General features: G+C 59.9%; 19 protein-coding genes. 3 read left to right on the top strand and 16 right to left on the bottom strand.

Going from position 1 to position 15,147, the window contains the following annotated elements; genetic code table 11:
- The 12 genes from R6W86_RS01350 to R6W86_RS01295 all read right to left on the bottom strand — a co-directional run.
- Nucleotides 1-590 (bottom strand): aldehyde dehydrogenase family protein (locus R6W86_RS01350; RefSeq protein WP_410327603.1); only part of this gene is annotated, 590 nt, incomplete at its 3' end.
- Nucleotides 591-677: 87 nt separating this feature from the next.
- The gene (gene paaE, locus R6W86_RS01345) at nt 678-1,757 is read right to left on the bottom strand and encodes a 1,2-phenylacetyl-CoA epoxidase subunit PaaE (RefSeq protein ID WP_410327602.1); all 1,080 of its coding nucleotides are present in this window, start codon (nt 1,755-1,757) and stop codon (nt 678-680) included.
- Nucleotides 1,758-1,770: 13 nt separating this feature from the next.
- Entirely contained in the window at nt 1,771-2,340 is a 570-nt protein-coding gene (gene paaD / locus R6W86_RS01340; protein ID WP_410327601.1) for a 1,2-phenylacetyl-CoA epoxidase subunit PaaD, read from the bottom strand.
- Nucleotides 2,324-3,088 carry a 1,2-phenylacetyl-CoA epoxidase subunit PaaC gene (gene paaC / locus R6W86_RS01335; RefSeq protein ID WP_410327600.1) on the bottom strand — a complete coding sequence of 255 codons (765 nt, stop codon included), beginning with the start codon at nt 3,086-3,088 and terminating at the stop codon, nt 2,324-2,326. The genes paaD and paaC overlap by 17 nt, the downstream gene beginning before the upstream one ends.
- Nucleotides 3,089-3,099: 11 nt before the next feature.
- Nucleotides 3,100-3,381 (bottom strand): 1,2-phenylacetyl-CoA epoxidase subunit PaaB, encoded by a 282-nt coding sequence (gene paaB / locus R6W86_RS01330; protein ID WP_113860921.1) that lies wholly within the window; start codon nt 3,379-3,381, stop codon nt 3,100-3,102.
- A gap of 17 nt (nt 3,382-3,398) precedes the next feature.
- Nucleotides 3,399-4,391, bottom strand: coding sequence for a 1,2-phenylacetyl-CoA epoxidase subunit PaaA (gene paaA / locus R6W86_RS01325; RefSeq protein ID WP_410327599.1), 993 nt, complete (start codon nt 4,389-4,391; stop codon nt 3,399-3,401).
- Nucleotides 4,392-4,686: 295 nt separating this feature from the next.
- Nucleotides 4,687-5,994, bottom strand: a complete 1,308-nt coding sequence (paaK, locus tag R6W86_RS01320; protein WP_410327598.1) for a phenylacetate--CoA ligase PaaK — start codon at nt 5,992-5,994, stop codon at nt 4,687-4,689.
- Nucleotides 5,995-6,051: 57 nt separating this feature from the next.
- The gene (pcaF, locus tag R6W86_RS01315) at nt 6,052-7,299 is read right to left on the bottom strand and encodes a 3-oxoadipyl-CoA thiolase (protein ID WP_410327597.1); all 1,248 of its coding nucleotides are present in this window, start codon (nt 7,297-7,299) and stop codon (nt 6,052-6,054) included.
- A complete protein-coding gene (paaI, locus tag R6W86_RS01310) occupies nt 7,296-7,742 on the bottom strand; it encodes a hydroxyphenylacetyl-CoA thioesterase PaaI (RefSeq protein ID WP_410327596.1) in 447 nt (148 codons plus the stop codon). Before paaI ends, pcaF begins: the two co-directional genes overlap by 4 nt.
- Complete coding sequence (paaH, locus tag R6W86_RS01305) at nt 7,739-9,259, bottom strand: 3-hydroxyacyl-CoA dehydrogenase PaaH (RefSeq protein WP_410327595.1); 1,521 nt, start codon at nt 9,257-9,259, stop codon at nt 7,739-7,741. The genes paaI and paaH overlap by 4 nt, the downstream gene beginning before the upstream one ends.
- Nucleotides 9,260-9,262: 3 nt before the next feature.
- On the bottom strand, nt 9,263-10,054 hold the full coding sequence (paaG, locus tag R6W86_RS01300) for a 2-(1,2-epoxy-1,2-dihydrophenyl)acetyl-CoA isomerase PaaG (protein ID WP_410327594.1): 792 nt from the start codon (nt 10,052-10,054) through the stop codon (nt 9,263-9,265).
- A 42-nt stretch (nt 10,055-10,096) separates the two neighbouring features.
- Nucleotides 10,097-10,228, bottom strand: coding sequence for a hypothetical protein (locus tag R6W86_RS01295; protein ID WP_410327593.1), 132 nt, complete (start codon nt 10,226-10,228; stop codon nt 10,097-10,099).
- Between the two features lie 397 nt (nt 10,229-10,625).
- On the opposite strand from R6W86_RS01295, the gene R6W86_RS01290 reads away from it, so the two are divergent.
- Nucleotides 10,626-11,219 (top strand): phenylacetic acid degradation protein PaaY, encoded by a 594-nt coding sequence (locus R6W86_RS01290; protein WP_410327592.1) that lies wholly within the window; start codon nt 10,626-10,628, stop codon nt 11,217-11,219.
- Nucleotides 11,220-11,254: 35 nt separating this feature from the next.
- Here R6W86_RS01290 and R6W86_RS01285 read toward each other — a convergent pair whose 3' ends face one another.
- The 3 genes from R6W86_RS01285 to R6W86_RS01275 all read right to left on the bottom strand — a co-directional run bounded on the left by R6W86_RS01285 (nt 11,255) and on the right by R6W86_RS01275 (nt 12,956).
- The gene (locus R6W86_RS01285; protein ID WP_410327591.1) at nt 11,255-12,154 is read right to left on the bottom strand and encodes a haloalkane dehalogenase; all 900 of its coding nucleotides are present in this window, start codon (nt 12,152-12,154) and stop codon (nt 11,255-11,257) included.
- A 122-nt stretch (nt 12,155-12,276) separates the two neighbouring features.
- Nucleotides 12,277-12,525 carry a hypothetical protein gene (locus R6W86_RS01280; RefSeq protein WP_410327590.1) on the bottom strand — a complete coding sequence of 83 codons (249 nt, stop codon included), beginning with the start codon at nt 12,523-12,525 and terminating at the stop codon, nt 12,277-12,279.
- A 77-nt stretch (nt 12,526-12,602) separates the two neighbouring features.
- A complete protein-coding gene (locus R6W86_RS01275; protein ID WP_410327589.1) occupies nt 12,603-12,956 on the bottom strand; it encodes a hypothetical protein in 354 nt (117 codons plus the stop codon).
- A 147-nt stretch (nt 12,957-13,103) separates the two neighbouring features.
- Between R6W86_RS01275 and R6W86_RS01270 the strand changes: the two genes are divergently transcribed.
- Both R6W86_RS01270 and R6W86_RS01265 read left to right on the top strand, forming a co-directional pair.
- Nucleotides 13,104-14,225 carry an AI-2E family transporter gene (locus R6W86_RS01270; protein ID WP_410327588.1) on the top strand — a complete coding sequence of 374 codons (1,122 nt, stop codon included), beginning with the start codon at nt 13,104-13,106 and terminating at the stop codon, nt 14,223-14,225.
- A 99-nt stretch (nt 14,226-14,324) separates the two neighbouring features.
- Nucleotides 14,325-14,738, top strand: coding sequence for a peptidoglycan-binding domain-containing protein (locus R6W86_RS01265; protein WP_410327587.1), 414 nt, complete (start codon nt 14,325-14,327; stop codon nt 14,736-14,738).
- Nucleotides 14,739-14,814: 76 nt separating this feature from the next.
- On the opposite strand, the gene R6W86_RS01260 is transcribed toward R6W86_RS01265, so the two are convergent.
- Nucleotides 14,815-15,147, bottom strand: a 333-nt coding sequence (locus R6W86_RS01260) for a dihydroxy-acid dehydratase (protein ID WP_410327586.1), incomplete at its 5' end; no start/stop codon positions are given.

Here is a 15,147-nt window from a genome sequence, read left to right as displayed (position 1 = left end):
TGCATCAGGCGAACGGCCAGTTCAGTGACGTAGCAGGTGGAAGTGGCCGGCTTCACGATGCATGGCATACCTGCCAGGAACGTGGGCGCGAACTTCTCCAGCATGCCCCAGACCGGGAAGTTGTAGGCATCAATGTGCACCGCCACACCACCGCGGGGCACCAGGATATGGGTGCCGGCAAAGTGGTTGTTCTTGCCCAGGGGCACCACCGGGCCTTCGTGTACGACGTTGCCGGACGGCAGTTCACGGCGCCCCATGCTGGCGTAGGAGAACAGGGTTCCGAAGCCGCCGTCGATATCAATGCCGTTATCGCCCTTGCTGGCACCGGTGTGCATGGACAGGGCATAGAGCTCTTTCTTGTGCTCCTGCAGGTACATGGCCATGGCCTTCAGGGCCAACGCACGCTCCTGGAAATCCATGGCCATCAGGTTCTTGCCACCGACCTTGCGGCCATACTCCACGGCTTTCTTGAAATCGAAGGTGTCGTCGTGGGTATGGGCGACGATCTCGCCATTGATGGCACTGGGTAGCGCCTTGGCGGGCTTTTCGCCGACCCACTGGCCGGCAATGAAACTTTTCAGGACTGACATGGGAAACTCCATTCGTTTCTGAAACGCGAAGGCAAGTCCCGTATACCCGGAACTTGCCTCGTTCGTAGCTTGGGGGTGGTGCGGGGACTACATCTCGTCGTAGTCCAGAACCACCTTGTCGCTGATCGGATAGCACTGGCAGGAGAGCACGTAGCCGGCTTCGACCTCGTAATCCTCCAGGGCGAAGTTCTGGTCCATTTCCACTTCACCTTCCACGACCTTGGCGCGGCAGGTGGAGCAGACGCCAGCCTTGCACGAATAGGGCAGGTCTGCGCCTTCCTCGTTACCGGCATCCAGGATGCTCTTGGTGTCGCGAACCAGCGGGAAGGTCAGGGAGCGGCCATCGGCAATCACGGTCACTTCACTGATGGACTGCGGATCCACGTGGGACGGATCCCGGTCTTTCCTGGGCTGGGGTACACCACCGGCCGGTGTAAACAGCTCGCAGTGGATCTTGCTCTTGTCCAGGCCGTGGCGGGCCAGGGAGTCGCGGACGGTCTCGGTCATCGCCTGGGGACCACAGATGAAGGCTGCAGTGAGTGCCTTGGCATCAATCCAGTGATCGAACAGGGCATCACACTTGTCGTGGTCGATCCGGCCGTTGTAGAGGTCGATGTCCTGTTCTTCCCGGGTGAAGATATACACCAGGTTCAGGCGGGACATGTACTCATTCTTCAGATCCTGGAGCTCGTCCCGGAACATGGTGTTGCTGGTGGCCTTGTTGCCGTAGAACAGGGTGACTTCGCTCTTGGGCTCGGTCTCCAGCGTGGTCTTGACGATGGACAGGATCGGCGTGATGCCACTGCCGGCAGCGACGGCCAGGTAGTTGCCTTGGCGCTCGGGGTCCAGGTCCACGGAGAAATGACCCTGGGGAGGCATCACTTCGAGTGTCTGGCCCGGCTTGAGCTGCTCGTTGGCAAAAGTGGAGAAACGGCCTCCGGGAATCTTCTTGACCGCAATGCGCAACTCATGGTCGTTGACGCTGTTGCAGATGGAGTAGGAGCGCCGTACTTCCTCGCCGTCCAGCCTGGTTCTCACAACCAGGTGCTGGCCCTGCTTGTAGGCGAACGTCTCGGACAGGTCTTCCGGTACGTCAAAAGACAGGGTTACCGCGTTTCTTGTTTCAGGTCTGACCTCTTTGAGGGCCAGTGAATAGAATTTGTTCATGGTTGTCTTGGCTCTAGATGCATTTGAAATAGTCGAAGGGCTCGAGACAGTCCTTGCAGCGATAGAGCGCCTTACAGGCGGTGGATCCGAACTCGCTGACCCGCTCTGTGTCGGTGCTGCCGCAATGGGGGCAGGTGATCACTTCGGATTCGCCCAGCAGGCTTCGCTTGCTGGCACTGCCCTGGGGCGGTGCGATGCCGAATGCCCGAAGCTTCTCTTTGCCTTCGTCTGTAATCCAATCGGTGGTCCAGGCCGGGGACAGCACCTGTTTGATCCGGGGATTTCGGAAACCCGCAGCGCGCAGGGCCTCCTCAATCAGTTCCTCGATCAATTCGGTCGCAGGGCAGCCGGAGTAGGTCGGCGTGACATCGACGGACAGTTCCTTCCTGTCCCAGTGCACGGCCCGGACAATGCCGAGCTCAACGACACTTACTGCCGGCACCTCGGGATCCTTGACCTCGTCAAGGATGGCCCAGATATCCGCCTCAGTCAGTTGATCGGTGAGGGCGTCTGCCGGCACCCGATCACTGGCTATCAGCTTGTCGACGGCTGACCGCGGGTCTGTATCACCATGTTGTGGCATCGGGATAGGCCCTCTGCAGAAATTGCATTTCTGCCAGAATGAAACCGAGATGTTCGGTGTGTTCACCGCGCTTGCCGCCCAGATACATCCAGGCATCGTCCGGTTGCGGCGTCAGGGTAGCTTCCTGGAGCACTTCCTTGACCATTCCGTGCCAGTCTTCCTTCAGCTGCTCCGGATCCGGACCGATGCCGGCCTCTGCCATCAGACGGTCGGTTTCGTCCGGCGTGATCAGTTCGCCGGTGAAGCGCCAGAGAATGTCTACCGCATCCTGCATACGACGGTGGCTTTCCTCGGTACCGTCACCCAGGCGCTTGACCCACTCGGACGAGCGGCGGAGGTGGTAGGTCACCTCTTTCAGCGCCTTGGCGGCGATGGCGGCAACCCGCTCGTCGCTGGCATTGACCAGGCCCTTCAGAGTGAAGTAGTGCCAGACATCGAAAAAGAACTGGCGACCCATGGTGACTGCATAGTCTTCGTTCGGCTGCTCGGTCAGCAGCAGGTTCCGGTAGTCATGGGCATCGCGACGGAACGCGAGCTTGTCGGCGTCCCGACCGTCATCGATCAGCTCGGCAGCGTACTCGTACCAGTTCCGGGCCTGACCGACGAGGTCCAGCGCGACATTCATCAGCGCCATTTCTTCTTCCAGTGCCGGGGCCTTGCCGCACAGCTCGCACAGGCGCTGGCCCAGGATCATGTCGGAGTCCGCCAGGCGCAGGAGGAATTCCTTGAGTGCTTCTGATTGTGTCATCGAACCGCTCCTTACATGTGTCCGACTTCGTCGGGCAGCTTGTAGAAAGATGCGTGTCGGTAAACCTTGTCTTCCGACGGATCGAACAGCACCTCTTTCTCATCGGAGGCAGAGGCGGTGATCGCATCGGAGGGAACCACCCAGATACTCACGCCTTCGTTTCGGCGCGTGTACAGGTCACGGGCGTTCTCCATGGCCATTTCCGCATCGGCGGCGTGGACGCTACCAACGTGCTTGTGGTTCAGACCGTGCTTGCTGCGTACGAATACTTCGTAAAGGCTCCATTCAGCCATGATTCTTTCCTCCGGTGTCAGGCGGCTTCAGTGCGCTGTTTTTGTTTTTTGGCGTAGGCGACAGCGGCTTCGCGAACCCAGGCGCCTTCGTCGATTGCTTTCTTGCGAGTGTTGATGCGCTCGCGGTTACAGGGACCATTGCCCTTGAGAACGTCGTAGAACTCCTGCCAGTTGATTTCACCGAAATCATAATGGCCGGTTTCCTCGTTCCATTTCAGATCCGGGTCCGGCGCGGTGCAGCCCAGGAATTCGAGCTGGGGCACGGTCTGGTCGATGAACATCTGGCGCAGTTCGTCGTTGCTCTTACGCTTGATCTTCCACGCCATGGACTGCTGGGAGTTCGGGGATTCGTCATCGTGCGGGCCAAACATCATCAGCGCAGGCCACCACAGGCGGTTGATGGCGTCCTGCACCATCTGCCTCTGCTCCTCGGTGCCTTCACGCATCATGTCCAGCAGGATCTGGTAGCCCTGACGCTGGTGGAAGCTCTCTTCCTTACAGATGCGGATCATGGCCCGGGAATAGGGGCCGTAGGAGGTGCGCTGCAGGACTACCTGGTTGACGATGGCAGCGCCATCCACCAGCCAGCCCACGGCACCCATATCGGCCCAGTTCAGGGTCGGGTAGTTGAAGATGCTGGAATACTTGGCCTTGCCCTGGTGCAGCTTCTCGATTTCCTCATCGCGGTCGGCGCCGAGGGTTTCCATGGCGCTATACAGGTAGAGGCCGTGACCTGCCTCGTCCTGGATCTTGGCCATCAGCTGCAGCTTGCGCTTGAGGGTCGGGGCACGGGTCACCCAGTTGCCTTCCGGAAGCATGCCAACCACTTCGGAGTGGGCGTGCTGGGAAACCTGACGGATGAGGGTCTTGCGGTAGCCCTCGGGCATCCAGTTCTTCGGTTCGATCTTCACTTCGGCGTCGATCTTTTCCTGGAATGCGCGCTCTTCGGGCGACATCTCATCCAGGCTCTTGACGCGCTTGGCTCCGGTTTCAACGAGCTGGGCGTACATACAATACCTCCGGTTCGGCTTGTTGTTCTGTGAGCAAGAATGCTCTCTTCTTGTTTCTCTGATTTTAGTCAATATTAAATGATACTGAATAAAAATCAAGGAACTGGTTTGTGTGTCATGTCAGGTTAAAAGGTTACGTAATAGATTTTTAACCATTTGAAAGCATGAATAAAAAAAGTGATACGCAATGAAAAACTATCGAGATCTATTGTGAGAGAGTTAAATTAAATCCCGATGACCCGGATGGTAAGAGCCCCCGGTCTGCCGTCGAGGTCGACCGGGGCGCTACCGGAGCTTACTTCCGGCGGTCGATAACCCGCTTGGCCTTGCCCTCGGAGCGGGCCAGACGGTTGGGTTCCACCACGTCTACACGGGTGCTGATACCGATGTAGGACTTGATGTGGTGGGCCAGCTCCTTGGCGGCCTTGGCGCGTATCTCGTCACCCATGCCGGCCTCCGGCTTGAGTTCGGCACGGATGTCCACGCAGTCCAGGTTGCCTTCCTTGTAGACCTCGATCTCGTAGTGCGGCGCCAGCGCCTCGCACTTGAACACCTGCTCCTCGATCTGGCTCGGGAACACGTTCACACCGCGGATGATCAGCATGTCATCGCTGCGCCCGGTGATCTTGTCGATACGGCGCATCGGGCGGGCCGTGCCAGGCAACAGCCGGGTCAGGTCGCGGGTGCGGTAGCGAAGGATTGGCAGGGCGACTTTGGTGAGCGAGGTGAATACCAGCTCGCCGTACTCGCCATCCGGCAGAACCTCGCCGGTGTTCGGATCAATGATTTCCGGATAGAAGTGGTCTTCCCAGATGGTCGGGCCGTCCTTGGTCTCGATGCATTCCATGCCAACGCCGGGACCCATCACCTCGGACAGGCCGTAGATGTCCAGGGCCTGGATGCCGAGGCGCCCCTCCAGTTCGGTGCGCATGCTGTTGGTCCAGGGCTCGGCGCCGAAGATGCCCAGTCGCAGGGGCAGTTCACGCGGATCGATGCCCTGGCGGTCCATCTCGTCGGCAATGTTGAGCATGTAGGATGGTGTCACCATGATGATGTCCGGCTGGAAATCCTTGATCAGCTGGACCTGCTTTTCGGTCTGGCCACCGGACATGGGGATGACGGTACAGCCCAGCCGTTCGGCGCCGTAGTGGGCGCCCAGACCGCCGGTAAACAGACCGTAACCGTAGGAAACGTGCACCTTGTCACCGCGATAGCCCCCGCCGGCGCGGATGCTGCGGGCTACGATATCGGCCCAGGTGTTGATGTCACTCTGGGTGTAGCCAACAACGGTCGGCTGGCCGGTGGTACCGCTGGACGCGTGTACCCGGACCACATCGGACATCGGCGTGGCGAACATGCCGAACGGGTAGTTGTCCCGCAGGTCCGCCTTGGTGGTGAACGGGATCTTGGCCAGATCTTCCAGGGAGTTGATGTCCATGGGCTTCAGACCGATGTCATCAAACGCCTTCCGGTAAAACGGAACATTGGTGTAGGCATGGACCACGCTCCAGCGCAGGCGCTGCAGTTGTTCGTGACGAAGTTCGTCAATGCTGGCGGTTTCCATGCGGTCGAGTTTGCCGATTTTTTGTAGTGGTAAGGTCATGATTCTGTCCTGCTTGTACTTGTGCCGTTACGTCAACGTGTCAGTCATAATGTTTTTTTACTCGGCGCTGTCGGTGCGCTCGATGATCAATGCGATACCCTGGCCAACGCCGATGCACATCGTGCACAGGGCGTAACGGGCTTTCTTGCCGGCCTTGTGGCGCCGCTCCAGCTCGTTCAATGCGGTGGTTACCAGCCGCGCGCCGCTCATGCCCAGTGGATGGCCCAGTGCGATGGCGCCACCGTTTGGATTGACGTGCTCGGCGTCGTCCGGCAGGCCCAGATCCCGGGTCACGGCCAGCGCCTGGGCGGCAAAGGCTTCGTTCAGTTCGATCACGTCCATGTCGGCCAGTTCCAGGCCGGCGGTCTTGAGGACCTTGCGCGTGGCCGGTGCCGGGCCAAAACCCATGATCCGGGGCTCGACGCCTGCGGTGGCCATGGCAACGATCCGTGCCCGCGGCTTGAGGCCATACTGTTTCAAGCCGTCCGCGCCGGCCATCAGCAGGGCGCAAGCACCGTCGTTGACCCCGGAGGCGTTGCCGGCGGTGACCGTGCCGTTCTCGCGGAATGGGGTTGGCAGCTTGGCCAGCTTTTCCAGGCTGGTTTCCCGGGGATGCTCGTCGGTATCAACCACCAGCGGATCCTGCTTGCGGCGGGGGATGGTGACCGGGGTGATTTCCCCGGCAAAAATGCCTGCAGCCTGGGCGGAAGCACTACGCTGCTGGCTGCGCAGAGCGAAGGCATCCTGGTCTTCACGGGAAATATTGAATTGCTCGGCCACGTTCTCGGCGGTCTCGGGCATGGAGTCGATGCCGTATTGTTTTTTCAGCACAGGGTTGACGAAGCGCCAGCCGATGGTGGTGTCAAAAATCTCCGCCTTGCGGCTGAAGGGGCTGTCGGACTTGCCCATGACGAAGGGTGCACGGGACATGGACTCAACACCGCCAGCAATCATCAGGCGGGTTTCACCGGTACGGATGGCGCGGGCAGCGCTGCCGATCGCATCCATGCCGGAACCACACAGACGGTTGATGGTGCTGCCCGGTACGTCTACCGGCAGGCCAGCCAACAGCAGGGACATGCGGGCTACGTCCCGGTTGTCCTCACCCGCCTGGTTGGCGCAGCCGTAGAGCACGTCGTCCACCTTGGACCAGTCCAGGTCCGGGTGGCGCTCTACCAGGGCTTTGATCGGAATCGCACCGAGGTCATCAGCCCGGACCGGGGAAAGTGCGCCACCGTAACGACCGATGGGCGTACGGATGGCGTCGACGATGTAAGCGTCCAGCAGGCGGTTGTCAGTGCTCATGAATTGTCCTCCGAATTGCGGACGGTGCCGCGAACTTCATAGGAGCGGCCGCGGAACAGTGCCACGGTGCGGCCGTCCTGGTTGGTCAGGGTAATGTCGTAAATGCCGGTACGGCCGCCACGGGAACGCTCTTCCGCGGTAGCGGTCAGCAGATCCCCCTCTTTGGCGCCGGACATGTAGTCAATGCTGCAGCCGGAAGCCACGGTGGCCCGGTCATAGCTGTTGCAGGCAAAGGCAAAGGCGGAGTCGGCCAGGGTGAACAGATAACCACCATGGCAGGAACCATGGCCCTGAATCATGTCGGGGCCGACGGTCATGGACAGGGTGGCCTTGCCCGGGGCGACCGACACGATTTTCATGCCCAGTTTCTGACTTGCACGGTCCCTGGCGAACATGGCCTCAGCGCATTCTTCAGCCAGTTTCTGTGGATCGATATTGCTCATGCATGGAACCCCTTGTTAGCAAAGCTGTTTTTTCTCAGTAGCAGCGACGGCCGGTACCGATCCTCGCCGTAGCTGTTCTGGATATGGGTCAGCACGGTGAAGGTGCGGCCGGCCCCGAGCCGGTCACTCCAGCTAAGCGGACCTTCCGGGTAGTTCAGGCCGGCTTTCATGGCCAGATCGATATCGGTAACCGTGGCCACGCCGTGCAGGTGGGCGTCGGCACCTTCGTTCGCCAGCATGGCGACGGTGCGCATGATCACCAGGCCCGGACGATCCGCAATGCGACTGACCGCAAGACCGGCCTTCTGCAGCAGGGCGCAGGCATCGTCGATGGCCTCTCCGGAAGCCTGGTCTGCCGCAGCGATGGCAAGGCGGGTGGCTTCGGCATAGTTGAAAGCAAGGTCAAACAGCACCAGGTTGGCGCAGCCTTCCTCCGCGGCCCGCTCGGTGGCCATACGGCCGTCGGTCAGTGCCAGCACGGCCTGGCCAAAGCGCAGCTGGCCACTACCCGCTCGCTCGATGATCTTCAGACCGGCATCCCGGAGACGACCCACCAGAGCCGAGGCGGGGCCCAGGCTGCCTTCGACGATAACCACGGATTCACTGCTCTGGCGCGGAGCTTCGGTCTGCGGCTCGGGGTGCTCTGCCCCCTCCTGGTAGCTATAGAAGCCCTGGCCGCTCTTGCGACCGAGATGGCCCGCGGAGACCAGTTCCTGCTGAACCAGTGACGGCAGGAAGCGGGAGTCCTGGTAGTAGGCGTTGAACACCGAGTTGGTCACTGCGTAGTTGACGTCATGGCCGATCAGGTCGGTGAGCTCGAAGGCGCCCATGCGGAAGTTGCCCGCCTCGCGCATCAGGGCGTCAAGGGTGGCCGGGTCCGCTGCCTGTTCCTGGACAAGCCGCAGGCTCTCGGCGTAGAACGGCCGGGCGACCCGGTTCACGATAAAGCCGGGAGTCGAAGTCGCATAGACCGGTTTCTTGCCCCAGTTGGTGGCGGTGTCATAGACCGCCTCGGCCACGGTTTTGTCGGTAGCCAGACCCAACACCACTTCCACCAGCGCCATCAGCGGAGCTGGGTTGAAGAAGTGCATGCCCACCAGGCGACCGGGATGCTTCATGTCCGCGCCGAGTGAGGTGACGGAAATGGAAGAGGTGTTGGTGGCGAGGATCGCATCCTCACTGCACAGTGCCTCGAGGTCCGTCAGCAGGGCTCGCTTAATGTCGAGGTTTTCGACGATCGCCTCTATCACCAGTCCGCTCCCGGCCACTTCCGAGAGGTTGGCTACAGGCTGGATGTGATCGAGCAGGGCGTCCAGGTCCTGTTGCGTCATCTTGCCCTTATCTACTCGGCGTTGGAGAACCTTGGCGATGCCATTACGGCCGGTCTCGGCCGCACCTTCGCGCTGGTCATGCAGGAATACATGGTGCCCGGCCTGGGCCGCTACCTGTGCGATGCCGGCGCCCATGGCGCCGGCGCCGATGACTGCAACCTTGGTTTGGGTATCCAGTGCGGGCATGGTTTATTTCCCCTTGAAAGACGGTGTGCGTTTTTCCATGAAAGCGGCCACGCCTTCGCGATAATCTTCGGTGCGACCGGCTTCCCGCTGCAGGTCGCGCTCGAGATTGATCTGTTCCTCGAAGGTGTTGTTGACGCTGGCGTGCAGGGCCTGCTTGATCAGTGCCAGGCCCTTGGTGGGCTGGGTGGCAAAGTGACGGGCCAGTTTCATGGTCTCTTCCATCAGCTGGTCATCGTCCACGCACTGCCAGATCATGCCCCAGTTTTCCGCCTTCTCGGCGCTGATCTTGTCGCCCAGCAGGGCCATGCCCTTGGCCCGGGCCATACCTGCCACCCGCGGCAGGGTCCAGGTGCCGCCGGAGTCCGGTACCAGGCCAAGTTTGCAGAAGGCCTGCACAAAGCTGGCGGAGCGGGCTGCAACGGTGATGTCGCAGGCCAGCGCGATGTTGGCGCCCGCACCGGCGGCCACGCCGTTCACTGCGCACAGCACCGGCATCGGCAGATCCCGCAGGCTGCGCATCATCGGGTTGTAATAGTTCTCCAGCGAGGCACCCAGATCCGGCATTTCCTGGCCCGGGGAAACGCTGCGATCAGAGAGGTCCTGGCCGGCACAGAATCCCCGGCCGGAACCGGTGATGACCAGCACCCGCACAGTCTCGTCCTTGCGGACAGTGTCGATCGCATCGCGCATGCGCTCGTGCATCTCGACATTGAAGCTGTTGAGGTTGTCCGGTCGGTTCAGGGTGAGCAGGGCGACACCCTGATCGATTTCAAGAAGGATGCTCGGCTGGGTCATGGTGTTGTCCCGTTGTTGGTAGCAAGAAATGGTTTGGAACGCTCAGCGTCCCCTTACAGGAATGGCGAAGATCCCCCGGAGCACGCGACGGGTGTCCGGGCGGAGGTTCGCAGTGGCGGTATCGGTCATTCCCGTTACCGCTTCCGCGGGCGTGATGTGCAGGTTGTTTGGCATAAGCAATCCGGGGTGACTTTGTTTTTGTCTCAGGTGCCGGCTTCGCCGGTCGAATTCCGGGTGCTGCATGCCCTGGCTGATTTGGTCTGTCAGGGCCGAATGCGAGAATGAGTATATCTCAGAATTGATACCCGTCAAGGATCATTGGTATCTACTTCTGTATCACTTTGGCGTTCTGGGGATGAAATTCCTGTTTATCTTGATGAAAATAAAGAAAAATAAATTCGGGTGTTGAATTTTTTACAGCCATTCCGAAGACAATTGATCCTTGTTAAACGGGCCGGGGACATGAAGTTCCATATAAAAACGGATAATGTGATACGGAAAATGAATCACAACCATCTTTTTGGGTTCCATAAGGTCTCGTGCCGGTACCCCCTGCCAACAGGAGAAAGTTATGCCCGTATACAGCATTGAAGGTGTTGTCCCGGTTGTCCACTCCACCGCTTATGTTCACCCGAGCGCCATACTGATTGGTGACGTCTGGATCGGACCGGACTGCTACGTGGGGCCGGCCGCCTGTTTGCGGGGTGATTTCGGGCGTGTCGTCTTGATGGAAGGATCCAACATCCAGGACACCTGCGTGATGCACGCCTTCCCTGGTATGGACACGGTCATCGAGAAGAACGGTCACGTCGGCCACGGCGCGATTCTGCACGGTTGCATCGTGGGTGAAGATGCGATGGTCGGGATGAATGCGGTGGTGATGGATGAGGCCCATATCGCCCCCCGTTCCATTGTCGGGGCCGGAGCCCTGGTAAAGGCCAAATTTCAGTGCGAGCCTGCTTCCCTCATCGTTGGTTCGCCCGCCAAGGTCTTGCGCACGCTGAGTGACAAGGAAGTGGACTGGAAGAAGAAGGGAACCGAGGAGTATCAGCGACTGACCCGCCGCTCACTGGCGAGCCTCGTGGAATGTCAGCCTTTGGAGAAGGGCGAGCCGGATCGTCCCCGGGTTGACGCCGGCCAATACCAGCCTAAGCACCAGTCCTGATAGGGCGCTCCGGAGTCGGGTAGTGAAATGGCGGCTCAGGCCGCCATTTCCGATTTCAGAGCATCGATAATGATGCGTGCGAAGTCCTCGGGGGAGTCTTCCTGCAGGAAGTGGCCACCCCTGAGGGTGATGTGGGGTTGTCCGTGGGCGCCGGGAATCTGCCGCTGCATGTAACGGTCTTTACCCCGGGTAATGGGGTCGCCGCTGCTGAAGCAGGTAATGAACGGTTTGTGCCATTTTTCGAGCACCTTCCACGCCGCCCGGTTGGCCAGCCCGGCCGGGTCGTTCCTGGATACGGGGACCAGTTTCGGGAAAGCACGGGCGCCGGCCTTGTATTCCGTTGAGGGGAAAGGTGCGTCGTAAGCTGCTTGCTCGGCCCTGGTCAGCGGTCGTTCCGTGCCCAGCTGTACGATCCTTCCGACCGGGAGCCAGGGGCTGTAAGTGACGAAGGCCTTCCACAGGGAAAACATGGCCGGTGCGCGGTTTTCTCCGGTGGGAAGCATCCCGTTACCCACGATAATACGGCGAAACCGGTGGGGATGTTCGACCGCGAGGCGGAGCCCAAGCAATGAACCCCAATTCTGGCAGACCAGCGTGATCTCCCTCAGATCCAGCTTTTCGATCCAGCTGCCCAGCCAGGCCATGTGGCGCTCATAACTGTAATCCGCCATCGCTGCCGGCTTGTCCGATTTGCCGAAACCGATCAGGTCCGGGGCGAGCGCCCGGTGGCCGGCGGCGGCGATCAGCGGAATCATGTGCCGGTAAAGGTACGACCAGGATGGCTCGCCATGCAGCATCAGCACGGGTGAAGCGCCGCGGGGGCCTTCATCGACGTAGTGCATTCTCAGGTTGGGCGCTACGTCGAGATAGTTGGGAGAAAAAGGGTAATCCGGCAGACCCTGAAAGCGGGCTTCGTCGGTTCTCAGAATACGCATGCCATCGACTGTCCTGACTGATAGGTTGCGCAATTGCCGTTATGACAATTCTCGCAAATCAGGATAAATCAGATGGCTGTTTCATGTGTTTGAGTTGCGTAACAGTGCGTAGCCCGTTTGAATCAGCAGGCAAGATCGAGTAGGCGGTCCGGGTTGTCGATCTTTGTCATGGCGCTGTCACAGCAGTTCACGGCACCGCAATCATCGGCCGAGCACAAGGCGATAATCCGGCACCGGATATCCTGCTGGTTCTCGCCCTCGTTGCGGAACATGCGGGCGCGGGAAAGAATGGAGCGGCAATGGCCACAGAGCAGGGTCGGCACGGCACAGCCTTCGGCCAGAATGGCGTTGTAATGGGTCTGCTCAGTCATAGGTATCCTCCTGATCATTTCAGACTAGGGCCCCAAGATGACAATACAGAGTCGGCCTTTCGCTAAGATTTCCGTTTCTATACGGATCCTTTATCCGGATCGATCACTGGCCGCCGGTTGGAGCGTTTATCTTCCCAGTTAAGCTCCTTGGGATCGTACCAGCCGATAGCGTCGAGCACCTTCTGGCGGGTGCGCGGGGAAAGAGTGGGCCAGAGTTCCTGGAAATCGTCCAGGCCTTGTTCCCGTTGCTTCTGCTGTTTGCTCTGCAGTCGATTGATGATTCTCGGTAGCTGCAGAGCCTCCCCGAGCTGGCCCGCTACCAGCACCTCTTGTCCCATTACCTTGCGACGATGGGTTCTCGCCGCCAGCACGCGCTGAAGCTCTGTGGCGGCATCAAGGGCGGTTTCGGTGGTAAAGGTTTCCAGTTCCAATAATGTGACTCGTTTGTCGGTTAACCCGTAACCGATCACTATAACCTGAAGCAGGCTACAGTGGCCATGTCATCGTGGTAGGCTATCGGGCCGGAGTAACCGCGTAGACCCCCGGTTACCGTTCACTGCTTTGGGAAGATCTGACTTATGTACGCAAAACTTGAAACACGGACTTTTTTGGCCTTGCTTGTCGGCGTTTCCCTCGCGTTCGTGTTTCTGATGAAGCCCTTTTTCGGCCCTATTTTCTGGGCAGTGGCGATCGCGCTCATCTTCCATCCAGTGCAGAATCTGCTGGTCCGCTGGCTGGGAGAGCGGCCCAATACCAATGCGCTGATCACCCTGCTGTTCTGCATGGTGATCGTGGTAATTCCCGTGCTCGTTCTGGTGACATCCCTGATTGCTCAGGGCGTGGAGCTGTACCAGCAGATCCAGCGCGGTGAGATCCGTCCGGGGGAATATATCGACCAGGTGAATCAGTCCTTCCCTGCGATCCAGGCGTTTCTGGCGCAATTTGATATCAGCTTTACCGAGTTGCGGGACCGGGCCGTCAGCCTGTTCGTCGGTGGCAGCCAGTTCCTGGCCAAACAGGCTCTGGGCATTGGCCAGAATACCTTCCAGTTTTTCATGGGCCTGGCCCTGATGGTATATCTGGCCTTCTTCCTGTTACGGGACGGCCACCACCTTGTGGAATTGATCATCCGGGCGCTGCCCCTGGGCGATGAGCGTGAGCGCCTGCTGTTTGCCAAGTTCGCCGAGGTCACGCGCGCAACGGTGAAGGGCAATCTCTTGATCGCCATTATCCAGGGAGCCCTGGGCGGCCTGATCTTCTGGGTTCTTGGTATAACCGGCGCACTCTTGTGGGGCGTGGTGATGGCCATCGTATCTTTGCTGCCGGCGGTCGGCGCTGCCCTGGTCTGGGTACCGGCGGCGATATACCTGGCGGCGGTTGGCGATATTGTTTCCGCCATTGTCCTCACCGTGTTCGGCGTGGTGGTGATTGGTCTTGCCGATAATCTCCTGCGGCCGGTGCTGGTTGGGCGTGATACCAAGCTGCCGGATTATATAGTCCTGCTGTCGACCCTTGGCGGCATTGTCATGTTCGGGATCAACGGCTTTGTCATGGGCCCTTTGGTTGCGGCCCTGTTCATGGCTTTCTGGGGGATTTTTATCCGGGAGTTCGGGCACGAGGCAGAAACAGTCCGCCATCCCGGCACCGGGCCGGAACCCGAAGATGAGAACTGCGGCAACCGGCATGGCGGCAAGCTGTGATAGCGTAGTCATTGTTTGCCTCAGCCTGTGGAGATAGGCACCACACAACAAGAAAAGACCGATGCCGGCGAGGCATCAGGAGTAAGGCAGGTGAGTACCATGAAGAAAACGACCCGTTCTTTCGGTCGCCTTCTGGCCGCAGCCGGTGTGGCGATCACACTGGGCCTGGCGCCCTTGGCCCACGCAGATGAAGCCGTGGCAGTGAAAAATGCCCTGTACGGTGCCGGTTACGACATCACGAACGTCAGCTCCGGGATGGATGACAAGACCCGTGCCGCGCTGACCCAATTCCAGAAAGATCACGGCCTGGAGGCTACCGGTGCCCTGAACGAGGAAACCCGGAAGGCACTCGGAATGATCACCGTTAAGGTCGCTGCGGCCGCGCCAGCCCAGGTCGGATCGCAGGATGCGACGGCATCGTCGGCCAGTAATGCGCCGGCCCAGCCTGCCGGGAAGTCCGGGGAAAAGGACGCTATCGAGGAAGACGAGGACGGTGGCTGGTCGCTCTGGTAGCGCTGCCGGTTCGCCGCTCACAAAAAAAAGCCCACCAGGTTGATGCTTGGCGGGCTTTTTTGGCTAACCGAGAAAATCAGTCGAGTTTCGACAGGTCCCGAACTGCACCCTTGTCGGCACTGGTGGCCAACAGGGCATAGGCCTTGAGGGCAGCCGAGACCTTGCGGTCGCGCGGCAGGTCCGGCTTCCAGCCCTTGGCGTCGCGGGCTTCCCGGCGACGGTCCAGTTCCTGCTGATCCACCTGGACATTGATGGAGCGGTTGGGAATATCGATCAGGATGGTGTCGCCGTTCTCGATCAGGCCGATCGCACCGCCGGCTGCCGCCTCGGGGGATGCGTGGCCTATTGACAGGCCGGAGGTGCCGCCGGAGAAACGGCCGTCCGTCAGCAGGGCACAATCCTTGCCCAG

This window comes from Marinobacter sp., from assembly GCF_046484525.1.
Taxonomy (GTDB): domain Bacteria; phylum Pseudomonadota; class Gammaproteobacteria; order Pseudomonadales; family Oleiphilaceae; genus Marinobacter.
The sequence above is the reverse complement of the archived record's forward strand: the minus strand, read 5'-3'. Positions and strand labels throughout refer to the sequence as shown.

Bases quoted from the DNA above. Each gene is read 5' to 3' on its own strand.
- R6W86_RS01290 (WP_410327592.1), top strand. From the start codon at position 10,626: ATGCCCGTATACAGCATTGAAGGTGTTGTCCCGGTTGTCCACTCCACC.
- paaK (WP_410327598.1), bottom strand. From the start codon at position 5,994: ATGACCTTACCACTACAAAAAATCGGCAAACTCGACCGCATGGAAACC.
- paaI (WP_410327596.1), bottom strand. From the start codon at position 7,742: ATGAGCAATATCGATCCACAGAAACTGGCTGAAGAATGCGCTGAGGCC.
- paaB (WP_113860921.1), bottom strand. From the start codon at position 3,381: ATGGCTGAATGGAGCCTTTACGAAGTATTCGTACGCAGCAAGCACGGT.
- R6W86_RS01280 (WP_410327590.1), bottom strand. From the start codon at position 12,525: ATGACTGAGCAGACCCATTACAACGCCATTCTGGCCGAAGGCTGTGCC.
- paaA (WP_410327599.1), bottom strand. From the start codon at position 4,391: ATGTACGCCCAGCTCGTTGAAACCGGAGCCAAGCGCGTCAAGAGCCTG.
- paaD (WP_410327601.1), bottom strand. From the start codon at position 2,340: ATGCCACAACATGGTGATACAGACCCGCGGTCAGCCGTCGACAAGCTG.
- R6W86_RS01270 (WP_410327588.1), top strand. From the start codon at position 13,104: ATGTACGCAAAACTTGAAACACGGACTTTTTTGGCCTTGCTTGTCGGC.
- paaC (WP_410327600.1), bottom strand. From the start codon at position 3,088: ATGACACAATCAGAAGCACTCAAGGAATTCCTCCTGCGCCTGGCGGAC.
- R6W86_RS01265 (WP_410327587.1), top strand. From the start codon at position 14,325: ATGAAGAAAACGACCCGTTCTTTCGGTCGCCTTCTGGCCGCAGCCGGT.
- paaG (WP_410327594.1), bottom strand. From the start codon at position 10,054: ATGACCCAGCCGAGCATCCTTCTTGAAATCGATCAGGGTGTCGCCCTG.
- paaE (WP_410327602.1), bottom strand. From the start codon at position 1,757: ATGAACAAATTCTATTCACTGGCCCTCAAAGAGGTCAGACCTGAAACA.
- paaH (WP_410327595.1), bottom strand. From the start codon at position 9,259: ATGCCCGCACTGGATACCCAAACCAAGGTTGCAGTCATCGGCGCCGGC.
- R6W86_RS01295 (WP_410327593.1), bottom strand. From the start codon at position 10,228: ATGCCAAACAACCTGCACATCACGCCCGCGGAAGCGGTAACGGGAATG.
- pcaF (WP_410327597.1), bottom strand. From the start codon at position 7,299: ATGAGCACTGACAACCGCCTGCTGGACGCTTACATCGTCGACGCCATC.
- R6W86_RS01285 (WP_410327591.1), bottom strand. From the start codon at position 12,154: ATGCGTATTCTGAGAACCGACGAAGCCCGCTTTCAGGGTCTGCCGGAT.